Consider the following 15,867-nt stretch of genomic DNA (forward strand, 5'->3'; position numbering starts at 1 on the left):
CATAAAAATTATGGTTATATCAGGGGGTATGGATGGATCTGAATATTAGTTTACAGTTTTCAGAGAATGATCTGGAAATTTCTAAGATTTTAACCGATGTGGGGTTGAAAAACAATGAGGCACGGGTCCTGGTTGTACTATTCAAGGGATATGATCTCACTTCAAGGGAGATTGAACGGATTGTAGATCTCAGGCAACCAGAAGTCAGTATCGCTATTAATCAGTTGATTGAACGAAAGTGGGCACAGGTAACAAGTCTCATAACGGAAAAAAAAGGGCGGCCTGTAAAAGTTTATACCCTCTCCCGGACTGTTGACAGTATCCTTGATCAGATTGAAGAACAGATCGAAGGAGAATATCGTGGAAGACTTGAAATCATTGAACGTGTAAGGTCAATGGTTAAGGAATCCCGGGTTACTGAATAAGATTTCCCATATCTTTTTTGTCATATCTTTCAGTGTTGCAGGTCTTGTTCTGAAATCTCACCAAAAGATATATGTAATCTCCTCCGATATTCTCACCAAGGTGGTAAGAGAGTGGCCGGGATTATGATTGATGCACGGGTGGACCGAATTCAGCAGCCTGATACCATACGGTTCAGCCAACTGGTATCTGAACAGAAGAAAACGTGCCAGGCATCTGCATGTTGTGATTCTGTTTTTTCGTTTGGGAAAGCAGAATCTCCGTTTCCAATTCCTGATGATATCAGAATAGAGATATCTGGAAAGTCATGTCCTGGAACCCTTGCTGACCCAGCCGGACTGCCGGAGCTCAGGGAAGCGGTAAGTGGATTTTATGCAAGAAATTATAATATCTCTGCAGATCCTGACCGGGTTATTATTGGCCACGGGGTCAAAGGCTTGGTTCTTCCGATTTTCACCATTATTGCTGGTTCAGTTATTGTTCCTTCACCCGGGTGGCTTGGATACCTGCCGCAACTGAGAATCTTAAATAAACCCTATTACCGGTTATATGATCATTTTCCGTCACAATACAAGATTCGTCCGCCACAACTCGCTGCCATGTTGAAAGGACTTGTTAAATCGCAGCATCTTTTAATCCTGAACAATCCCGGATATCCGACCGGGAACCTCTACACAGAGAGCGATCTCCGGGAGATTGCATCTATTTGTCGTGAGTATAACACACTCGTCCTCGCAAATGAGGCATACAGCCTTCTCACCTATGACCTGTCAAAGTTTATCAGCATGGGTACAGTTTATCCGGAAGGGACATTTGTTTTGAATGGACTTTCGATGGATCGATCAGCAGGCGGGCTTCGTATCGGTACGTGTATTCTGCCTGAGGGATCTGATCAGATCCTAAAAAATGAGTTCATCAAAATTCTTGCAACCGTGTACACAGCAGCAGTGACACCAGTGCAGCAGGCTGCCATACCTGCCTATCTTCCAAATACTGCGATGGATACGTATCTGCATGACACACGGGAAGTTCATCGTATAATGACTACGCAACTCGCTACCCGATGTGCAGCAATAGAGGGAGTCAGAACGATCATTCCTGAAGGTGGTTTTTCATTTATGGCTGATCTCAATAGTATGATAGCCGCAATCAGGGCAGCTGGTGTCCAGTACTCGAATGATCTTGCCCCTGCGATGATACAGCATCCATACCATATCGCTACAGTGACCGGTGAAGCGATGATGGCAGGGTACGATGATTTTTACATCCGGTTCTCAGCAACTGATTATGATGGCACGGCAGCACTGGAGTCATACCACTCTTCTCCTCCTCAAACTTCTTCTGAAGAAGAGGCGTTTTTCATGAAGCACGGAGCACGAATGGCAGCCGGAATGGAGATGTTTAGTCGATGGATCAGTGATATCAGATCAGGAAATTTCAAGTTCGAGAAAAAAATTGATTAAATAAAAATTTTTTATGCTCGGTCAAATGTAAAAACCTGTTCCGTTGCACCCTAATACATCGGCTGCTCGTGCTCCTCCCATTTTCTACATCCTATCTGTATAAGATACCAGGCCGGAACAGCTAAAATTATTGATGATAACGATGCCCATGGATTTGCAAAAGCAATCGAACTGAAGATCGTGGTAACGATACCGATGATGGTGAAGTATCTTGCCATAACTTTCACATCATAGACGAGGACATTTGGCGAAAGCCCTGCAAGCCAAATTGTTAATCCGAGTGTGAAGTACGATGTTGAAAGGGCAAGCACTATAACCGGAACTGTGTAGATAGCCTGTCCTGAAATTGTGCAGATGATTGCGAGGAATACTGCTGGGACAACCTGGAGTACTGAAAAACTGGCAATCTTACTGATGATAACCGTTTTCACACTCACTGGCAGGCAGGTGTATGCAGCATAGGAATCGAATGCTGTTATCCAGGTGTACATTGTCGAGGCTATGATCCCGGTGGTCATGGCATAGAGGAAGAGTACATTCCTCTTAGGCAGATAATCGTTGGTCAGTGAAAGAAAAAACCAGATTACAAGAAGAGGAATAAGAAATGAGAAGAGTGTCTGCCCGATGGCACTTCCGCTCCTATACAGGTCAATCAGGTCTTTTGCAGAGAGGGCAGGTGTTGGGAACCTGGATAATAATCGGGATAGAGAGATGATCTGATCTTTGTACTGCCTGGAGGCACCGATGTTTTCTGGTGTGAACAGCAGGATACCAGCTGTGGAAAAGATACCAATTCCTATGAGGCTCTCGACCAGAAGTGAAAGCGAGAAATCCTGAAACAAAATAATGGGTGGAAAAAGTTTTGCCGGATTGTCCCCTGTCGCGATGCTGTATCCTGCAAGTCCAAGGATCAAAATACCAATGATTATGAGTAGTCCTTTATGGCTTCTACTGTACAATGACGAAAGAAAGAACACCAAAGAGAGACCTGAAAGAAAGGATATTATCAGGGTCAGGCTCAGCAGGAGGGGGAGATCCAGCGGGATACCGATGAATGGAGATGCAAGGAGAAAACCGAGTGAAAATGGGAACACCCAGAGCACGAAGTAATACAGGAGATCCTTAAGCACAAAAGTCGCAAAGATCGCCCGGTCAGACACCGGAAGAGTCCTGGCTGAATAGGCTATCAGACTTGCCTGTCCAAACCTCCGATTCATCGCCTCGTTGCCAAGAAGGCCAAAGGCCCCTACCATGAATCCGAGAAGCAGGTAATTTGAGTGTAGGATCAGTGATAAATTTCCTGGTGGGAGTGTTTTCCTGATGAATGGAAGCAGGAACGATCCCATGAATGCGATACCGCCTACCATGATTGGAAAGAGAGCAAAACTCAGGCTCCCGAACATGGTGGAATGAAGCCTCCATTCTTCCTTCAGCATCAACCAGAGGAGTTTACGCATCTTTGTTCCTTCCAACCAGACGTAAAAAGTAATCATCAAGACTGATCCCTTCTTCTGAAAGTTCCTGCGGTGAGCCGGTTTTGAGAAGGTTCCCTTTGTGGAGGATGGCAAATCCGGAGCAGATCTCCTCGGCTATTGAGAGGATATGAGTGGAGATAAATAATGTATTGCCAGTCTTGACATATTCTACAAAGAAATCTTTGACTACCCTCTGCATGACTGGATCAAAGTTGATGAGTGGTTCATCAATAAATGCGAGTTCTGGTTGATGAATAAATGCCTGGGCAAGCATGAGTTTCTGCCGTGTTCCACGTGAAAGATCCTTGCAGAGGACGTTCTTTTTGTCAGCAAAGTCCAGAAAGTCAAACCACCAGTCCGCCCTGCTCGTGATATCTGGCAGATTTCTGATTGATCCCACCAGGTCAAGGTACTCTAATGCGGTCAGGAAACTGGGTGGCGTCTCCTGTTCAGGGAGTATTCCTACCTGCTGCCTCACCCATATTGGTTCTGCTGCAACTTCCCGGCCAAGTACCAGAGCCGAGCCGCTGGTTTGTCTTATCTGTCCGGTCAGCATCTTGATCATGGTAGTCTTTCCTGATCCATTAGGCCCGAGCAATCCGAAAAGTGCTCCTTTTTCAACCGAGAGGGTGATGCTGTTCACTGCAGTCACGTCTCCGTAGGTTTTCTTCAGGTTGGTGGTTTGAATGATGGGTGTCATATCTGTGAATCCTGATGTTTGCCTCTAGGCTGGTAATATGTGATAGCGGTTCATGGTAATAGCCGTGTCTGGTGTGTATATATTAAACCATTATCTTGATGCTCTCTCAATAAAGAGAAGATCTGGAAGATAAGGCAGTGTAGGGTATGAAAAAGAAAAATGTATACTATATCGGATTTGGGATTGTTATTATTGCGATTGTGATTGCAGGGCTTATGGTTGCAACAACTCCCCGTATTACCCCGGTCCTGGAAAAAAAGCCGATTGTTACGATCTCGGTTTTCGAGTCACCACAGATGCAAAAGACTGAAGCAGGAACGGTCATCTCGTATGCCATCAATACCTCCCGGTTTGCTGATGATGATCTTGATCTGATAAAAATTGAAGTCCTGGATACAAATACTGAGAAAACACTTCTGAAACTGGAGGGAACCAGCCTTGATGAGAAGTACTCTTCTGCAGATCAAGCCGGGAAGTCAGGATACCCTGTAGTAAAGTTAAACGTTACAGTCTCTTCTGATAAGATCCCATCTGATATTACAAACCGGCTTACCTTTGTATCAAAGAATAAAGCGGCTTTGCCATTTTCCGTTACAGGCGGGGATATTCACCTCCTCTCTGCTGAAGTATAACCGTCATGGCGGGATACCTTTTTTTGCCTGTATGGTGGTCATGGAGTCACCTTGATTTGATTTGATTTGTTTTCGTTTTTATTGAGGATAGAATAATATGAAAATTCAATATCCTGAAGTCGGTATTTGTGGACTATCCTGCCGGCTCTGTCCCCAGTATTATACTGAGGGTCATAGTCGATGTGGGGGATGTAAAACCGAAACCCGGATGTGTGTTGGTTGTCCTTTCATCACTTGTGCCATAAAGAAGAAAGGAATCGAGTTCTGTTGGGATTGCGATGAGCATGAATCCTGTGAAAAATGGAAAAATCACCGGGAAGCAGGGAAAAAAGCTGATTCGTTTAAGTGTTACCAGAACCTTGAGCATGATATTGCCTTCATCAGGAAGAATGGGATCGATACTTTTGAGAAAATACAAAAATCAAGGGGAGATCTTCTTACCAGAATGCTGGATGAGTTCAATGATGGGCGTTCAAAGAGTTTCTATTGCATTGCAGCAACCATTCTTGAGATACATGAATTGGAAGATATCATGGAACGGGCGAAAAAGGAATCCGGTGGTATGGATAAGAAAAGCAAAGCCCGGGTACTTCGTGATATTATCAATAAAACCAGTGAGCAGCGTGGATATTATCTGAAGTTGAGAAAGTAAAGAACCATTGTGATAGTTATTCTAATGGTAAAGCTGGTTTCAGATAGGATTAGTGGAGTCCATCAGGATTACTGCAGGTTCATCTGAAATAATGTCACAACATCGTGGAGATTAATGTACCCATTCTGGTCAAAATCAAAAACCCACCATGGTTGGTCTGAATTTACTTTATTTATCTGGTTGAAAAAAGTCACAATATCATTGAAATCAGATCTTCCATTCCCATTAATATCTTCATACAAACTGTCACTGTTTATATCGCGGGGGAGAGGATATGTCTGACCTGATGTTGAATTAAAAGGAAGAAGGGTTTTTACCTGGACCGGAAAGGCTGTGTATCCGCTTCCATACATGGTGCCATCATCAGCAGTTGCCGAGTTCAGGATACAATGCAGGAACCCGGTACCATTTTCACCACCGATGAATGAGAGGTTCGCGAGGGACACATCCGTTGATACTGTGTTTACCATATTATTCCCATCGCTTCCGGTAACCTGGATCTGATGGTCATCAAGAACTGTTATTCTGGGATCTGTTACCCACGATGGCAATGACAGGATAAAGAACGAGAATGGAGCAGACGAATCTGAATAAAGGGTCATGTTGAATGTTGAGAGACCTCCGGATAGAGATCTAACTAGTACAGTTCCCTTTCCTGTTCCTGCTTTGAGGAGATAGACATTCAGGGGTTTTGTATACAATGGGAAAGACTGTCCGTTGTCAGTCACTGCAAATATTCCTAGATTGGAGTCTCCACCGCAAACACCCGGGTTCTGTACTCTCACATAATGCTGACCTGGTGTAGCAATATCAGATGCTGTGATAATGGCTGTCATTTGGTGTGAGGAGAGATATGATCCTGTTCTGTTCTGAATATCCCAGAGCACATTGCTCTCTGGAAGAAAGTTATTGCCATCAACAGTGAGAGTAAAGGAATTCCCTCCAGCGAGCACTGAGTCCGGGTACATAGAAAGAAGAACCGGGGAAGGCCAGGATGCTGATGAAGAAACAGTTGTGTTGCTTATCGAAGGATCACATTGATCTGCAGAAAGAGAATAATTGCCATATCCGCCCACATTAGTTTCTGCCATTGCAAATCCCTGTATAGTACAAGATATTAAAATGAGAAAAATCGCCAGCAGACAGCGGCAGGAACATCTGATCATCAGTAAATTCACCTTTTATCTGTGTGTGGATATATATCTATGGCCTGGATTGTGAACCTGGGATCGGAAAATTCGGTAATGTATTATTAATCCCATCAATCCATTCATGCAAACAGGTAATTATCTGTATCAATTTTTTCTGGTACTGTCTTCCCGGTCCATCTGATTATTGCATTTCTCGCCCTGATAAGTTCCGCAATACTCCATGCCTGGCAGATTGTTCCGGCCGGCTCGTGTGGAGCATCTCCATTAAACATTTCAGGAATCATTCCCGCTCCGTCGGTCAGGAAATATTCCCATAACGGGGTAATCATTGACTGAACTTTTTCATGGTCTGTTCCGTATTGAATAAGTGCGTCAATGTATAGACCGGTCTGCCATGGCCAGACCATCCCGTTATGATACGAGATATCACCTGCATACCTGCCATGGTATCCTGCTGAAGAAGGAGATACAGATCTAAGTCCATAAGGTGTAAGAAGTTCTTTTCCTATTACTCCCAAGGCACGATGTCCGTCATCAAACGGGATTAACCCAAATGCAAGTGCAATAATCTGGTTTGATCTGATTGTAGGGTCATCAGGCATAAGCCTGTCATACAAACAACCGGTATCAGGGTTCCAGAAATGTTGAAACTCTTTGTGGGCATCCTGTGAACTCACGGGGGTTGAGAATTTCAGGTACTCCATGAGTTCAAGGGCAAGAATCCAGAGGGCATTGATCTCGACCGGCATTCCGTCTCGTGGAGTGGCGGGAGTATCCATCCAGGTGGATCCTCCAGTGACTTTTATCAGGTTCCCTTCCAGCAAAGCCACCCCGCTTTGGGTGTACTCGCTGAGGAGTTCTTCGAGTTCATGCCTGATGGTTGCAACAAAGGGGGAGCCGGGAAGTTTTTGTATATAGTGAAAAAGAGCCCAGAAGAACCAGAGTGTTGCATCTGAAGAAGTATATGAATCAGGATAACGATTCAATATCAGACCGCTTTTTTGATGTGCAAGATGCCATCTGAATATATCTTCTGCTTCCCTATACCGGCCGGTCTCAAGCAATAGTCCTGGGAGACTGATAAAAGTGTCACGACCCCAGGTCTCGGTAAACCAGTGGTAACCGGCAAGGATCTCAGTTCCCTTTATACACAACCGGGATGCATGGTCAATGATATCCTGAAATATATGTGGCTCTGATTCATGGTTCAGTTCTGGTCCGGCACCAGGAGGAGCAAACCGAATCTCAACCGTTCCGTTTGTGACAATCCCGGAAAAGTATCCTGGTGAGACAAGGTTTTCAACTGAATCATAACCCCGCTCTTCTTCACGAGGATACCTGGCATTCAGATACTTCTGTTTCTCTTCCGTGAACCTGAGATCAGACCTTACTGTACATCCGTTTAATATTCGCGTTCCCTCAATAATTTCGGCATTAAGGTCCGGGTTTCCTGAAAGATCTTCCACAGCCCGGCTGGTCATAAGAGGCCTGATCATTAGTGATGCGGTCCCGGTTATTTCATACCTGATCGTAAGGACTCTATCCAGGATGAAGGATCTGCGAATCCTGACTCCCGGAATTGCAAACTCCTGGATTACAGGGTATAATGATGCACCAAGTGTCCAGGGGAGTCCTCCTTCAACAAAGGTATCGCCCCAGTATCCTGGTGAGAGCCTGATCCCATTTGCTTCGTCATGAAGTGAACTGACCAGTATCATTCCTTTTTGTACTAGGAGCCCATGATATCGCCTTGTATTTCCAGCAAATGATGAAGAACAATATACCTCGCCATCTGTCATCAGGAACTCACGAATCCCTGAAATTTCAGGAATTCTCAGTTCACGCCCATACCTGATATTGGTTGGAACATTCTTCAGATTTTGATCAGGATTCAGTAATATCACCCGGTAACTGCAAGCATGATGCTGGTATAGTATTGGATCTTTAAGTACATTGTTTATATGTTAAAGGTGGTTATGGGAAATCAGGCTTGGATCAGGCCATCTCTGCAATCATGTCTCATTATAGACGTTCATGATCTGCTCAGCGATCGAGTCCCAGAAGAATCGCCTGTCTACCTGGTTATATCCTCCCCTTCCGAGTCTTGTTCGCTCATTCTGGTTCTCCAGGTAGTGATTCACTCCCCATGCAATTCCATCTGCAGTTGGATCTACAACAAGCCCGGTGACTTCATGTTCAACGTTTTCTGCCAGTCCGCCGACCCTGGTTACCACAACCGGTCTGTTTGCGCTCCAGGCTTCCAGGAGAACAATCCCAAATGGTTCATTCCTGCTTGGAATTACAACAATATCGCTTGCATGCAAAAGCCTGACGTACTCTGAATCGGTGATAAACCCGGGAAACTGCACAGGCATTCCCTGTGTCCTGTTTATCAGCCAGTCTTTCATTCCGCCGCTTCCGGCGAGAATGAATTGTGCATTCCAGAAGCGGTTTAAGATCATGGGAATCGCATCAACAAGAATATCTGGTCCCTTCTGGTATACCATTCTGCCAACAAAGAGGACAAGAGGAGCAAGATAATGGATTCCATATGTCTTTTTTATGGCTCCCTGATCGATACTTACGTCAAACTGCTCTTTTACTACTCCGTTTGGAATTACCCTTATATTTCCAGGATCTACTTTGTAGAGATCGATCACTTCCTGTTTGAGCTGACCCGAAACCGCAACACAACGTTTTGCTATCTGCCCGGCGTACCACTCTTTTCCACAGATCTCATGGTACTCCCACCAGTCTCCATGTACTCCCCCGTTTCTTCCAAACTCGGTTGAATGGTATGTGAAAATAGTCCTGCGATGGCTGAGAAGATGCATTGCTTCGACAACGTGCCAGTCATGAAAATGCAGGATATCAAATGGTTTTTCATCGTACTGATTGAACCGGTTTACAAGTCCATGCGAGAGATCAGAGCAGTACTCCACAACATTGGATCCATATGGTCTCCACACATGGTAGAAGACACCACTCATCTCAAAGTCCTGATCCCCCCTGGTGAAGAAATGCACCTCATGTTTTTTTGCCAGTGATTGTGCCAGATAAGTTGCAGCATTGGATAAACCTCCGACCCGATCAGAGTACAAACTCTCCCAGCAGAATATTGCAATTTTTAACCGTGTTTCACTCACTACTCTACACTTCCTGAGTTATTTTTTGTTCAGCGTAATTTTTCTGAAATGGTGTTCCTCTCCTCGTATGGAGGATTGAGTGCCGTCAATTGTAATCTATGGTATTATTTTTTGACTTATGATAAAATCCTGATACCTATACAGAGGATTGATGATGATCCGTTATATATCTCACCGCTTATGCTATGATGCAACAGAGGGATATCCCAAAAAAAATGAAGAAAAAAGTATGAATTTCAGGGTATTGAACCCGGAGAATTATGTTCTAAAAAATATTATGCGTTTTCAGGCTCTCCACAATTCATCGCATCTGTTCTCTGCAGCCTGAATCAGATCCTGTCGTGTTCGGGCCTGCTCAAGAGAAGATGCCAGAGGTTCATCCTTGACAACATCTCTGACCCAGGCTGTAAAGTCCCCGTTCTGACGATGGAATTCTATAGAATCTGCAGGGACGATGGAGAGCATATCAGCAAACTGGTCGAGATCAAATGCAACATGCCCGGTGAATCCTACCGGACTAGAGAAGTAGAAGGCGTCATCGATATTGATTGATCTGAGTGGATACATCTTTTCTTTTGTAGAGTCATTGAGAATACATTGTTCCTCGTAATCTGCAACAACATCCATGTAGGTGATGAATGCCTGGTGTTCTGGCTGGTGGCTGAAATATGAATGAACCTCACCACAGGATCCATTTTTGCATGACATGTAATAGAAATGATCACTGATCTGTAAACACCGCCAGAGCCGTTCATCACATGTAAAGCGTTGTGCCCTCTGTATTGCCCTGACTGCGTTCTTCTGCTTCCTGTTCTCTATCCAGGCTGTTGCGTCTTTCTCTGCATCTGCCCATGAGACCGGAACAGGTACAGAGAATTCATCCCGTACTGGGTATTTGAGAATATCAGACGGGTTGATCATCTCTACCCCTGATCTTCTGAGTTCAGGGCCCAGGTGCCTGAAAAACTCTAGAATTCCCGTGTCTGCCCAATAGTGCTCGCCCAGAGTTTCATAATCAATAAACACCGGGATAAAGTCCCCCGGTGTCTGTGATACCCAGTTTGCATATTTGTCTGCAGTTAGTGGCCATGCTTCCCAGTCCCTGCATGTGAATCTGAATGCGATGTCATCGGAGAGTTTGAAATTTCTCATGATGAGTGGCAATCCCTGGCACTGGTACAGGTAATTCGGACTTCTCCATTTCAGAATATGGTCGACTCCTTCTGTAAAGCAGGCTGAGAAACCCATCTCCCTGATATTCTGTGCAATCCGGTTATCAAGAATAAATTCGGTATTCTCAAAGATCTTTGGGGTTACCCCGAAGACATCCTTGAGAAGCTGCCGGTGCATGGAAACCTGGTGTCTAAATTCATCCATCTCCCAGAACAGGCTTGAAATGCTGTGATAGTAGGTTTGGCAAATCATCTCCACCCGTGGGTGGTGTGCAGCCTGAACAAACAGGTCCAGAACATCAGGTGCCCATCTCTCAAGTTGTTCGACCAGAACTCCTGATATTGAGAATGCACATGCAAATCCATCATCCAGTTGATCAAGGATGATTGAAGTAGCAGGACCATAACATTTATCGCAAACCCTCAATAGGATCTCCTTGTTGGCAGGATCAAAATACCGTTTGATGTGATCCTCCTTATCGGATTCTTGTCTATATGTAAATTTTTTATTCAGACGGTAAGGCTGATGTACCTCAAAGCCGAGACAGAATTGTTTCATCCTGTCCCTCTTTGGCAGGGTAAAGTACTGTTATTATATAGTTGCACAATAAATGGAATTTTCAGACTGAAAAGAAATTGGAGCATACTATTGATACTGTTTCATTTGCATATTTATAGATGCCGCCTGATGAATCCTATTCTCTATGATAACAATCGTGAATGGTTGAAAAGGAATCAGAAATCTTTTATTATGAAAAGAGTTGATGATATCTGATGGAATTTGGGGTATATCAGTTCCTGGCAGATCCGGTCCTGATTGCCTTTCTTATTTTGACTGCATTTTCTGTAATCTGGAAATTTTTCAAGGTATGGATCGCTTCAATTATTACCTGTTCATTAGCGGGAGCTTTGATCGTAGTTATCCTGATCACAGCTAGTCAGGTTGCAGGCGCTGATGACCTTATCAGATATCTTATCACTTCCCATTACCGGTTTATGGGGTCTTTAACCCTCAGTTTTCGCGATATCCTTTTGATGCTCCTTCTTATCATCTCATTCCAGCTCGCCTTAGCAGGTCATACACTGGAGATTGAAAAGAAATTAAATGAGCATCTGTTCTGGATTCCCTCCAGGGGCACCCATCATTATGAGATGGAACATACTCTTGAGTGTGAGAAAAAAGCGAATAAATAATTGCCAGGTCACAGAGTTCCAATATCTTCGTTCCAAAGGTCAGGATTATCCAAAATAAACCTCTTCATCATTGAAATACATCTCAGGTTATTCAGATTGGTGACCCTGATCCCATGAGATCTCATAAAAACCTCTGCACCCTCAAATGTCTGCGATTCACCAACTATTACTGTTGGTATCTGAAACTGAACGACAGCTCCTGCACAAAGGAAACATGGCATCAGGGTTGAATAGAGTATACAGTCTTTGTATGATCCGATTCTTCCCGTATTGCGAAGGCAGTCAATCTCGGCATGGATCATGGGATCATCGTTCTGTACCCTCCGGTTATGTCCCCTACCAATAATAGTACCGTTTTTTACCAGGACTGCTCCTATTGGAATTCCTCCTTCAGACAACCCTTTTTCAGCCTCGCAGATTGCCTCTTCCATAAAGGAATCATGATTCTCACTGGCTTGTTCTGGTGATCCAAGAATTTCATCTTCAGCTGTCCAGGCAGGATCTACGATTGCAAGAAATGTAAGTTCATCATCCCCGGTATTTTTATAAACTGAACTGATCCGGGAGGTATGTACACGAGTTGTCCTGCTGATACCAGTTTTTCTTCTGCCCCGATATGCATCAAGCCAGTTCCCTGCAGAATGTAATATACCTCTGACGATCTGAGCAGAGTATGGGGGAGGGTTTCCTGCCCTGAAGCAATCCTGGCATGAGCAACGCTATACGCTATATCTGGATGAGATCCGGTCACCAAAATCCTTGGGATGAAATAACTCGCCAAGCAGTGATTTGTCCATCACTTCCTTATATGGGATTTGACTGATGTTGGTGATGAGCATACCTTCGGTATTAGGTGTCGACATGTTATACATACATGCTGACAGTCTGTAAGCAGGACAGGGTAGTAGCCAATATGGCTTGACTATACGACTCTATACCAATAACCGGTATCCTCATCTATTATCCGGGCAGAATAGTCTGAAAGACTATGATCGACACTATCATCCTGATTCTGCTGGGACTCATTATTCTTGTTATTCTGTGGAAACTCGTAAAGAATGTGATGAACCTTGTGATTAATTCCATCATGGGACTTATCATTCTGATTGCTGTCAATTTTCTCCATCTGTTTGGCCTTTTGGGGAAGACCGACATTCCGATCAACATTATATCTGTAATTGTCTGTGCCCTTGCAGGAATCCCAGGGGCAATTTTGTTGATCCTTCTTCATCTTGTCGGGCTTTATTAACCCATTTTTTCAAAAAAAGTTTTGTATTACCTGTCGTCCATGATGTACTGCACGAGGTAACAACGGATTTAATTATTCGATCTTATTTTCCGGAGTCATATTCTCTGTACCTTGATTACCAGCACTATTTTCAGGCCCGGTTATGATAAGTGCAAGAATTCCTGAATCAGCAGGACCGAAGAAGTCTGAACCACTATATACTCCTCTGTAATAATGGAATCCCGTCTTTTTCGGAACATCCACCATTGCTACAGTTCCATCACTTCGTGTTGTGAGGTTTCCATTGCCGTTCATGAACCAGGTAAATCCATCTTCTGAGAAGTACATCTGTACCGGCTCCTCTGCCAGGGGATTACCGTCAGGATCAGACAGAGTAAATGTGATCAGGGCTTTTTCATTAACCTGCACTTCTGAAGGTTCACTCTTAACCGTGAGTACTGCAGGCAGGATTGATGAATTGGTTTCTGTCTGACCCCTGACAACCAGAGGAAGAACATGGGAAAATAATGGTTTGCCAGTCTGTTCTTTCTTGGAAACAACTGCAAGATATGAGATTCCTGTGAGGTTTGGACCACTTACATTGAATGCATAATATCCGTCATCATTCGTGATTGCTTCAGAGGTGTTTCTGAATCTATCCCAGATCCTGTCAGCAAAATTGTACCAGTACAGGTTGAGACGACCTGAAGCGATTCCGTTTCCTTCCCCGTCCGAGAACCAACCAGAAATCGTGATATTTTCATCAGGTTTGAGGATTGCGGCATTCAGTCCGGCATCAATACTTCTGACACCTGTTCTGTCACGAGCCATAGGCGTGAAATCCTGCGTTTTCTCAAACTGCAATGTCACAATATTACTGGTGAGATCCTTTCCAAGATCATCTGTGGAGAGTGCCCTGAATGAGAGTGGCCCGGGGCCTGTAAGATAATATGAAGATGTAAATGAACCATCTGCCTCGGTTGTGATTGTATCACCAATCTTAGTGTATTGACCATCCTCTCCTCTCTTCTGGATGTTCACTGGCAGATACGGAAGGGGAGTCTGGTTTTCCCCGGTTATTGATCCTGAAAATGTGACATTTTCCCCGGAGATGTATGATTCTGGGCTATAAAGGATACATTCAGATCCCTCTGATATTTGTTTGATATCACTCTCATTCTGAGTATCATCAGATTCTGGTATCTCATCTTCAGGTTCTGTTATGGGTTGTTCCGGCTCTTCCTGAACCGTGAGGTTTGTGAATTTTTGTTCAGTTGAATTTGCTACAGTCGTTATTTCTATCTCGTAACTTTTTGTCAGATTCTGACCTTTTAAATCTGAACCTTCAAACCAGGCCTGGTATCTGACGATTCCTGAACTGTTCACATGATCTGTTAATGAAAAATCACCGTTATCATCTGTTGTAAGATTTGCAACCGGAGCAGGGCTGGTGTCATTACCACGTGCCATAATGATGGGTGCATTTTTTATCGGGCCAAACATTGTGGTAATTTTACCTGAAATGTTCACCTCACTTCCCTGTGGGAGATAATACTGGTCAGGTCTTATATCAAGAGTAATCTGTAGCCCTGTAAGCATGGTGTTATTATCAGGAATTGCAAGTATCGATTGCCATTCTTCTGTTGTGTGTTCTTTCAGTGAGATTGCCGAAACAGTTCCTGAAACTAGAATCAACATTATCAAAAACAGGAGATGAAAGGATTTGATCTGCATGATTAGGTCTCGTTTTTTATGGGTTAATTGGCTTCTCACCCGGCTGTAGGTACCTGAACTCCTGGTACCGGTCCTCAAGTTCCTGTATAGTCCGGGCAACGAATTCGTCTGATCGCTTCTCCATCTTGACTTTAATTATTGCATCTCTGCCTGGATCGATCCTGACTGCCCGTTCATATCCATTAATTCCGGGTGTGTAGAGATCAGTCTGTTTTAGTGATAGGGAAGCGTTTGCACCAGCAGTTGGGATGGTAAGAAGTGCAAAGATTACATCTGATCTCTTCTCCCAGTTCTGTGCGTTATTTGGTGTGAGATTTACAAGTGTTGAGTAACGATCATATGCCTCTAGATACCGTGCCTTTTCGAGAGCAATATCTGCTATCGCTGAGAGATATAGTGGATTATTTGTCTGAATCTGGAGTATCTGTGAGAATACAGCATCTGCCTCACTTGTTTTACCAGTCTTCACCAGAAGTCGTGCTTTCTTGATCAGAAGTGAAGGATTAGATGGATCGAGAGAGATGGCCTGATTAAGTATTTTTATGGCTCCGGTATTATCCCCAGCAGCGATAAGGGCCTCACTTTTAAGCCGATATAGATCAGCCTGATCAGGGTGCTTTGCTATATAAAAGTCATATACAGAAACTGCAGTCATTGGACGTGCGGTCATTACTGAGAATTCTGCAAGTGCAGTTCCAGTATTCTGCAGGAGTTGTTCTGGAATCATATCCTGGTACTGTGCTGGAATAACAGTGAATATAGCCTGCAGAAAAGTCGCTGGCATAAGAACAATGAGCACAAGTATTACCAGAAGAATACCAATTGTCAGTCTTCCAAGATTCATTCGCTCCCCCCTTTACAGATCACTCGATACACGTTATCGATCATATGATTCCT

17 protein-coding genes are annotated in these 15,867 nt (G+C 44.0%); 6 read left to right on the plus strand and 11 right to left on the minus strand.

The genetic code is table 11. The features are described from left to right. Positions 1-32 precede the first annotated feature (32 nt). Both DK846_RS00795 and DK846_RS00800 read left to right on the plus strand, forming a co-directional pair. Positions 33-425 (plus strand): hypothetical protein, encoded by a 393-nt coding sequence (locus tag DK846_RS00795; RefSeq protein ID WP_109967023.1) that lies wholly within the window; start codon positions 33-35, stop codon positions 423-425. Between the two features lie 123 nt (positions 426-548). After that, positions 549-1,886: a pyridoxal phosphate-dependent aminotransferase gene (locus DK846_RS00800; RefSeq protein ID WP_146201088.1), complete on the plus strand. Its 1,338-nt coding sequence runs from the start codon at positions 549-551 to the stop codon at positions 1,884-1,886. A gap of 50 nt (positions 1,887-1,936) precedes the next feature. Here the strand turns inward: DK846_RS00800 and DK846_RS00805 are convergent, their stop codons facing one another. Together DK846_RS00805 and DK846_RS00810 are read right to left on the minus strand one after the other, a co-directional pair. Then, positions 1,937-3,343, minus strand: coding sequence for a hypothetical protein (locus DK846_RS00805; RefSeq protein WP_245926416.1), 1,407 nt, complete (start codon positions 3,341-3,343; stop codon positions 1,937-1,939). Continuing rightward, positions 3,336-4,061, minus strand: a complete 726-nt coding sequence (locus DK846_RS00810; RefSeq protein ID WP_109967025.1) for an ABC transporter ATP-binding protein — start codon at positions 4,059-4,061, stop codon at positions 3,336-3,338. Before DK846_RS00810 ends, DK846_RS00805 begins: the two co-directional genes overlap by 8 nt. A gap of 146 nt (positions 4,062-4,207) precedes the next feature. Here DK846_RS00810 and DK846_RS00815 point away from each other — a divergent pair, with 146 nt between their 5' ends. Beyond that, positions 4,208-4,693, plus strand: coding sequence for a hypothetical protein (locus DK846_RS00815; RefSeq protein ID WP_109967026.1), 486 nt, complete (start codon positions 4,208-4,210; stop codon positions 4,691-4,693). A 97-nt stretch (positions 4,694-4,790) separates the two neighbouring features. Beyond that, the gene (locus DK846_RS00820; RefSeq protein WP_109967027.1) at positions 4,791-5,345 is read left to right on the plus strand and encodes a DUF3795 domain-containing protein; all 555 of its coding nucleotides are present in this window, start codon (positions 4,791-4,793) and stop codon (positions 5,343-5,345) included. 68 nt (positions 5,346-5,413) lie between these two features. Here DK846_RS00820 and DK846_RS00825 read toward each other — a convergent pair whose 3' ends face one another. The 4 genes from DK846_RS00825 to DK846_RS00840 form a co-directional block, all read right to left on the minus strand. Continuing rightward, positions 5,414-6,436: an IPT/TIG domain-containing protein gene (locus DK846_RS00825; protein WP_109967028.1), complete on the minus strand. Its 1,023-nt coding sequence runs from the start codon at positions 6,434-6,436 to the stop codon at positions 5,414-5,416. Positions 6,437-6,615: 179 nt separating this feature from the next. Continuing rightward, on the minus strand, positions 6,616-8,400 hold the full coding sequence (locus tag DK846_RS00830; protein ID WP_109967029.1) for an amylo-alpha-1,6-glucosidase: 1,785 nt from the start codon (positions 8,398-8,400) through the stop codon (positions 6,616-6,618). A gap of 108 nt (positions 8,401-8,508) precedes the next feature. Then, entirely contained in the window at positions 8,509-9,642 is a 1,134-nt protein-coding gene (locus DK846_RS00835; RefSeq protein WP_109967030.1) for a glycosyltransferase family 4 protein, read from the minus strand. A gap of 285 nt (positions 9,643-9,927) precedes the next feature. After that, positions 9,928-11,373 carry a glycoside hydrolase family 57 protein gene (locus tag DK846_RS00840; protein WP_109967031.1) on the minus strand — a complete coding sequence of 482 codons (1,446 nt, stop codon included), beginning with the start codon at positions 11,371-11,373 and terminating at the stop codon, positions 9,928-9,930. A gap of 215 nt (positions 11,374-11,588) precedes the next feature. On the opposite strand from DK846_RS00840, the gene DK846_RS00845 reads away from it, so the two are divergent. Beyond that, positions 11,589-12,008, plus strand: a complete 420-nt coding sequence (locus tag DK846_RS00845; protein WP_109967032.1) for a hypothetical protein — start codon at positions 11,589-11,591, stop codon at positions 12,006-12,008. Between the two features lie 8 nt (positions 12,009-12,016). Here the strand turns inward: DK846_RS00845 and DK846_RS00850 are convergent, their stop codons facing one another. Genes DK846_RS00850 through DK846_RS17935 form a run of 3 tightly spaced genes read right to left on the minus strand, consistent with a single transcriptional unit; the run spans position 12,017 to position 12,871 of the window. Beyond that, positions 12,017-12,517, minus strand: coding sequence for a nucleoside deaminase (locus tag DK846_RS00850; protein WP_342769645.1), 501 nt, complete (start codon positions 12,515-12,517; stop codon positions 12,017-12,019). After that, positions 12,511-12,759 (minus strand): cupin domain-containing protein, encoded by a 249-nt coding sequence (locus DK846_RS00855; RefSeq protein ID WP_245926417.1) that lies wholly within the window; start codon positions 12,757-12,759, stop codon positions 12,511-12,513. Before DK846_RS00855 ends, DK846_RS00850 begins: the two co-directional genes overlap by 7 nt. Next, positions 12,728-12,871, minus strand: coding sequence for a hypothetical protein (locus tag DK846_RS17935; RefSeq protein WP_245926418.1), 144 nt, complete (start codon positions 12,869-12,871; stop codon positions 12,728-12,730). Before DK846_RS17935 ends, DK846_RS00855 begins: the two co-directional genes overlap by 32 nt. A gap of 125 nt (positions 12,872-12,996) precedes the next feature. Here DK846_RS17935 and DK846_RS00860 point away from each other — a divergent pair, with 125 nt between their 5' ends. After that, on the plus strand, positions 12,997-13,257 hold the full coding sequence (locus tag DK846_RS00860; protein ID WP_109967033.1) for a pro-sigmaK processing inhibitor BofA family protein: 261 nt from the start codon (positions 12,997-12,999) through the stop codon (positions 13,255-13,257). 72 nt (positions 13,258-13,329) lie between these two features. Here DK846_RS00860 and DK846_RS00865 read toward each other — a convergent pair whose 3' ends face one another. Beyond that, a complete protein-coding gene (locus DK846_RS00865) occupies positions 13,330-14,970 on the minus strand; it encodes a hypothetical protein (protein WP_109967034.1) in 1,641 nt (546 codons plus the stop codon). Between the two features lie 16 nt (positions 14,971-14,986). Continuing rightward, positions 14,987-15,814 carry a tetratricopeptide repeat protein gene (locus tag DK846_RS00870; RefSeq protein ID WP_109967035.1) on the minus strand — a complete coding sequence of 276 codons (828 nt, stop codon included), beginning with the start codon at positions 15,812-15,814 and terminating at the stop codon, positions 14,987-14,989. Between the last annotated feature and the right edge of the window lie 53 nt (positions 15,815-15,867).

Origin of the sequence: Methanospirillum lacunae (assembly GCF_003173355.1) — an archaeon.
Lineage (GTDB): Archaea > Halobacteriota > Methanomicrobia > Methanomicrobiales > Methanospirillaceae > Methanospirillum > Methanospirillum lacunae.

What these genes read in the sequence shown, in the direction of transcription:
- DK846_RS00800 (WP_146201088.1), top strand. Translation starts at nt 549, where the DNA reads ATGATTGATGCACGGGTGGACCGAATTCAGCAGCCTGATACCATACGG.
- DK846_RS00865 (WP_109967034.1), bottom strand. Translation starts at nt 14,970, where the DNA reads ATGCAGATCAAATCCTTTCATCTCCTGTTTTTGATAATGTTGATTCTA.
- DK846_RS17935 (WP_245926418.1), bottom strand. Translation starts at nt 12,871, where the DNA reads ATGTCGACACCTAATACCGAAGGTATGCTCATCACCAACATCAGTCAA.
- DK846_RS00860 (WP_109967033.1), top strand. Translation starts at nt 12,997, where the DNA reads ATGATCGACACTATCATCCTGATTCTGCTGGGACTCATTATTCTTGTT.
- DK846_RS00810 (WP_109967025.1), bottom strand. Translation starts at nt 4,061, where the DNA reads ATGACACCCATCATTCAAACCACCAACCTGAAGAAAACCTACGGAGAC.
- DK846_RS00820 (WP_109967027.1), top strand. Translation starts at nt 4,791, where the DNA reads ATGAAAATTCAATATCCTGAAGTCGGTATTTGTGGACTATCCTGCCGG.
- DK846_RS00825 (WP_109967028.1), bottom strand. Translation starts at nt 6,436, where the DNA reads ATGGCAGAAACTAATGTGGGCGGATATGGCAATTATTCTCTTTCTGCA.
- DK846_RS00795 (WP_109967023.1), top strand. Translation starts at nt 33, where the DNA reads ATGGATCTGAATATTAGTTTACAGTTTTCAGAGAATGATCTGGAAATT.
- DK846_RS00840 (WP_109967031.1), bottom strand. Translation starts at nt 11,373, where the DNA reads ATGAAACAATTCTGTCTCGGCTTTGAGGTACATCAGCCTTACCGTCTG.
- DK846_RS00805 (WP_245926416.1), bottom strand. Translation starts at nt 3,343, where the DNA reads ATGCGTAAACTCCTCTGGTTGATGCTGAAGGAAGAATGGAGGCTTCAT.
- DK846_RS00845 (WP_109967032.1), top strand. Translation starts at nt 11,589, where the DNA reads ATGGAATTTGGGGTATATCAGTTCCTGGCAGATCCGGTCCTGATTGCC.
- DK846_RS00815 (WP_109967026.1), top strand. Translation starts at nt 4,208, where the DNA reads ATGAAAAAGAAAAATGTATACTATATCGGATTTGGGATTGTTATTATT.
- DK846_RS00870 (WP_109967035.1), bottom strand. Translation starts at nt 15,814, where the DNA reads ATGAATCTTGGAAGACTGACAATTGGTATTCTTCTGGTAATACTTGTG.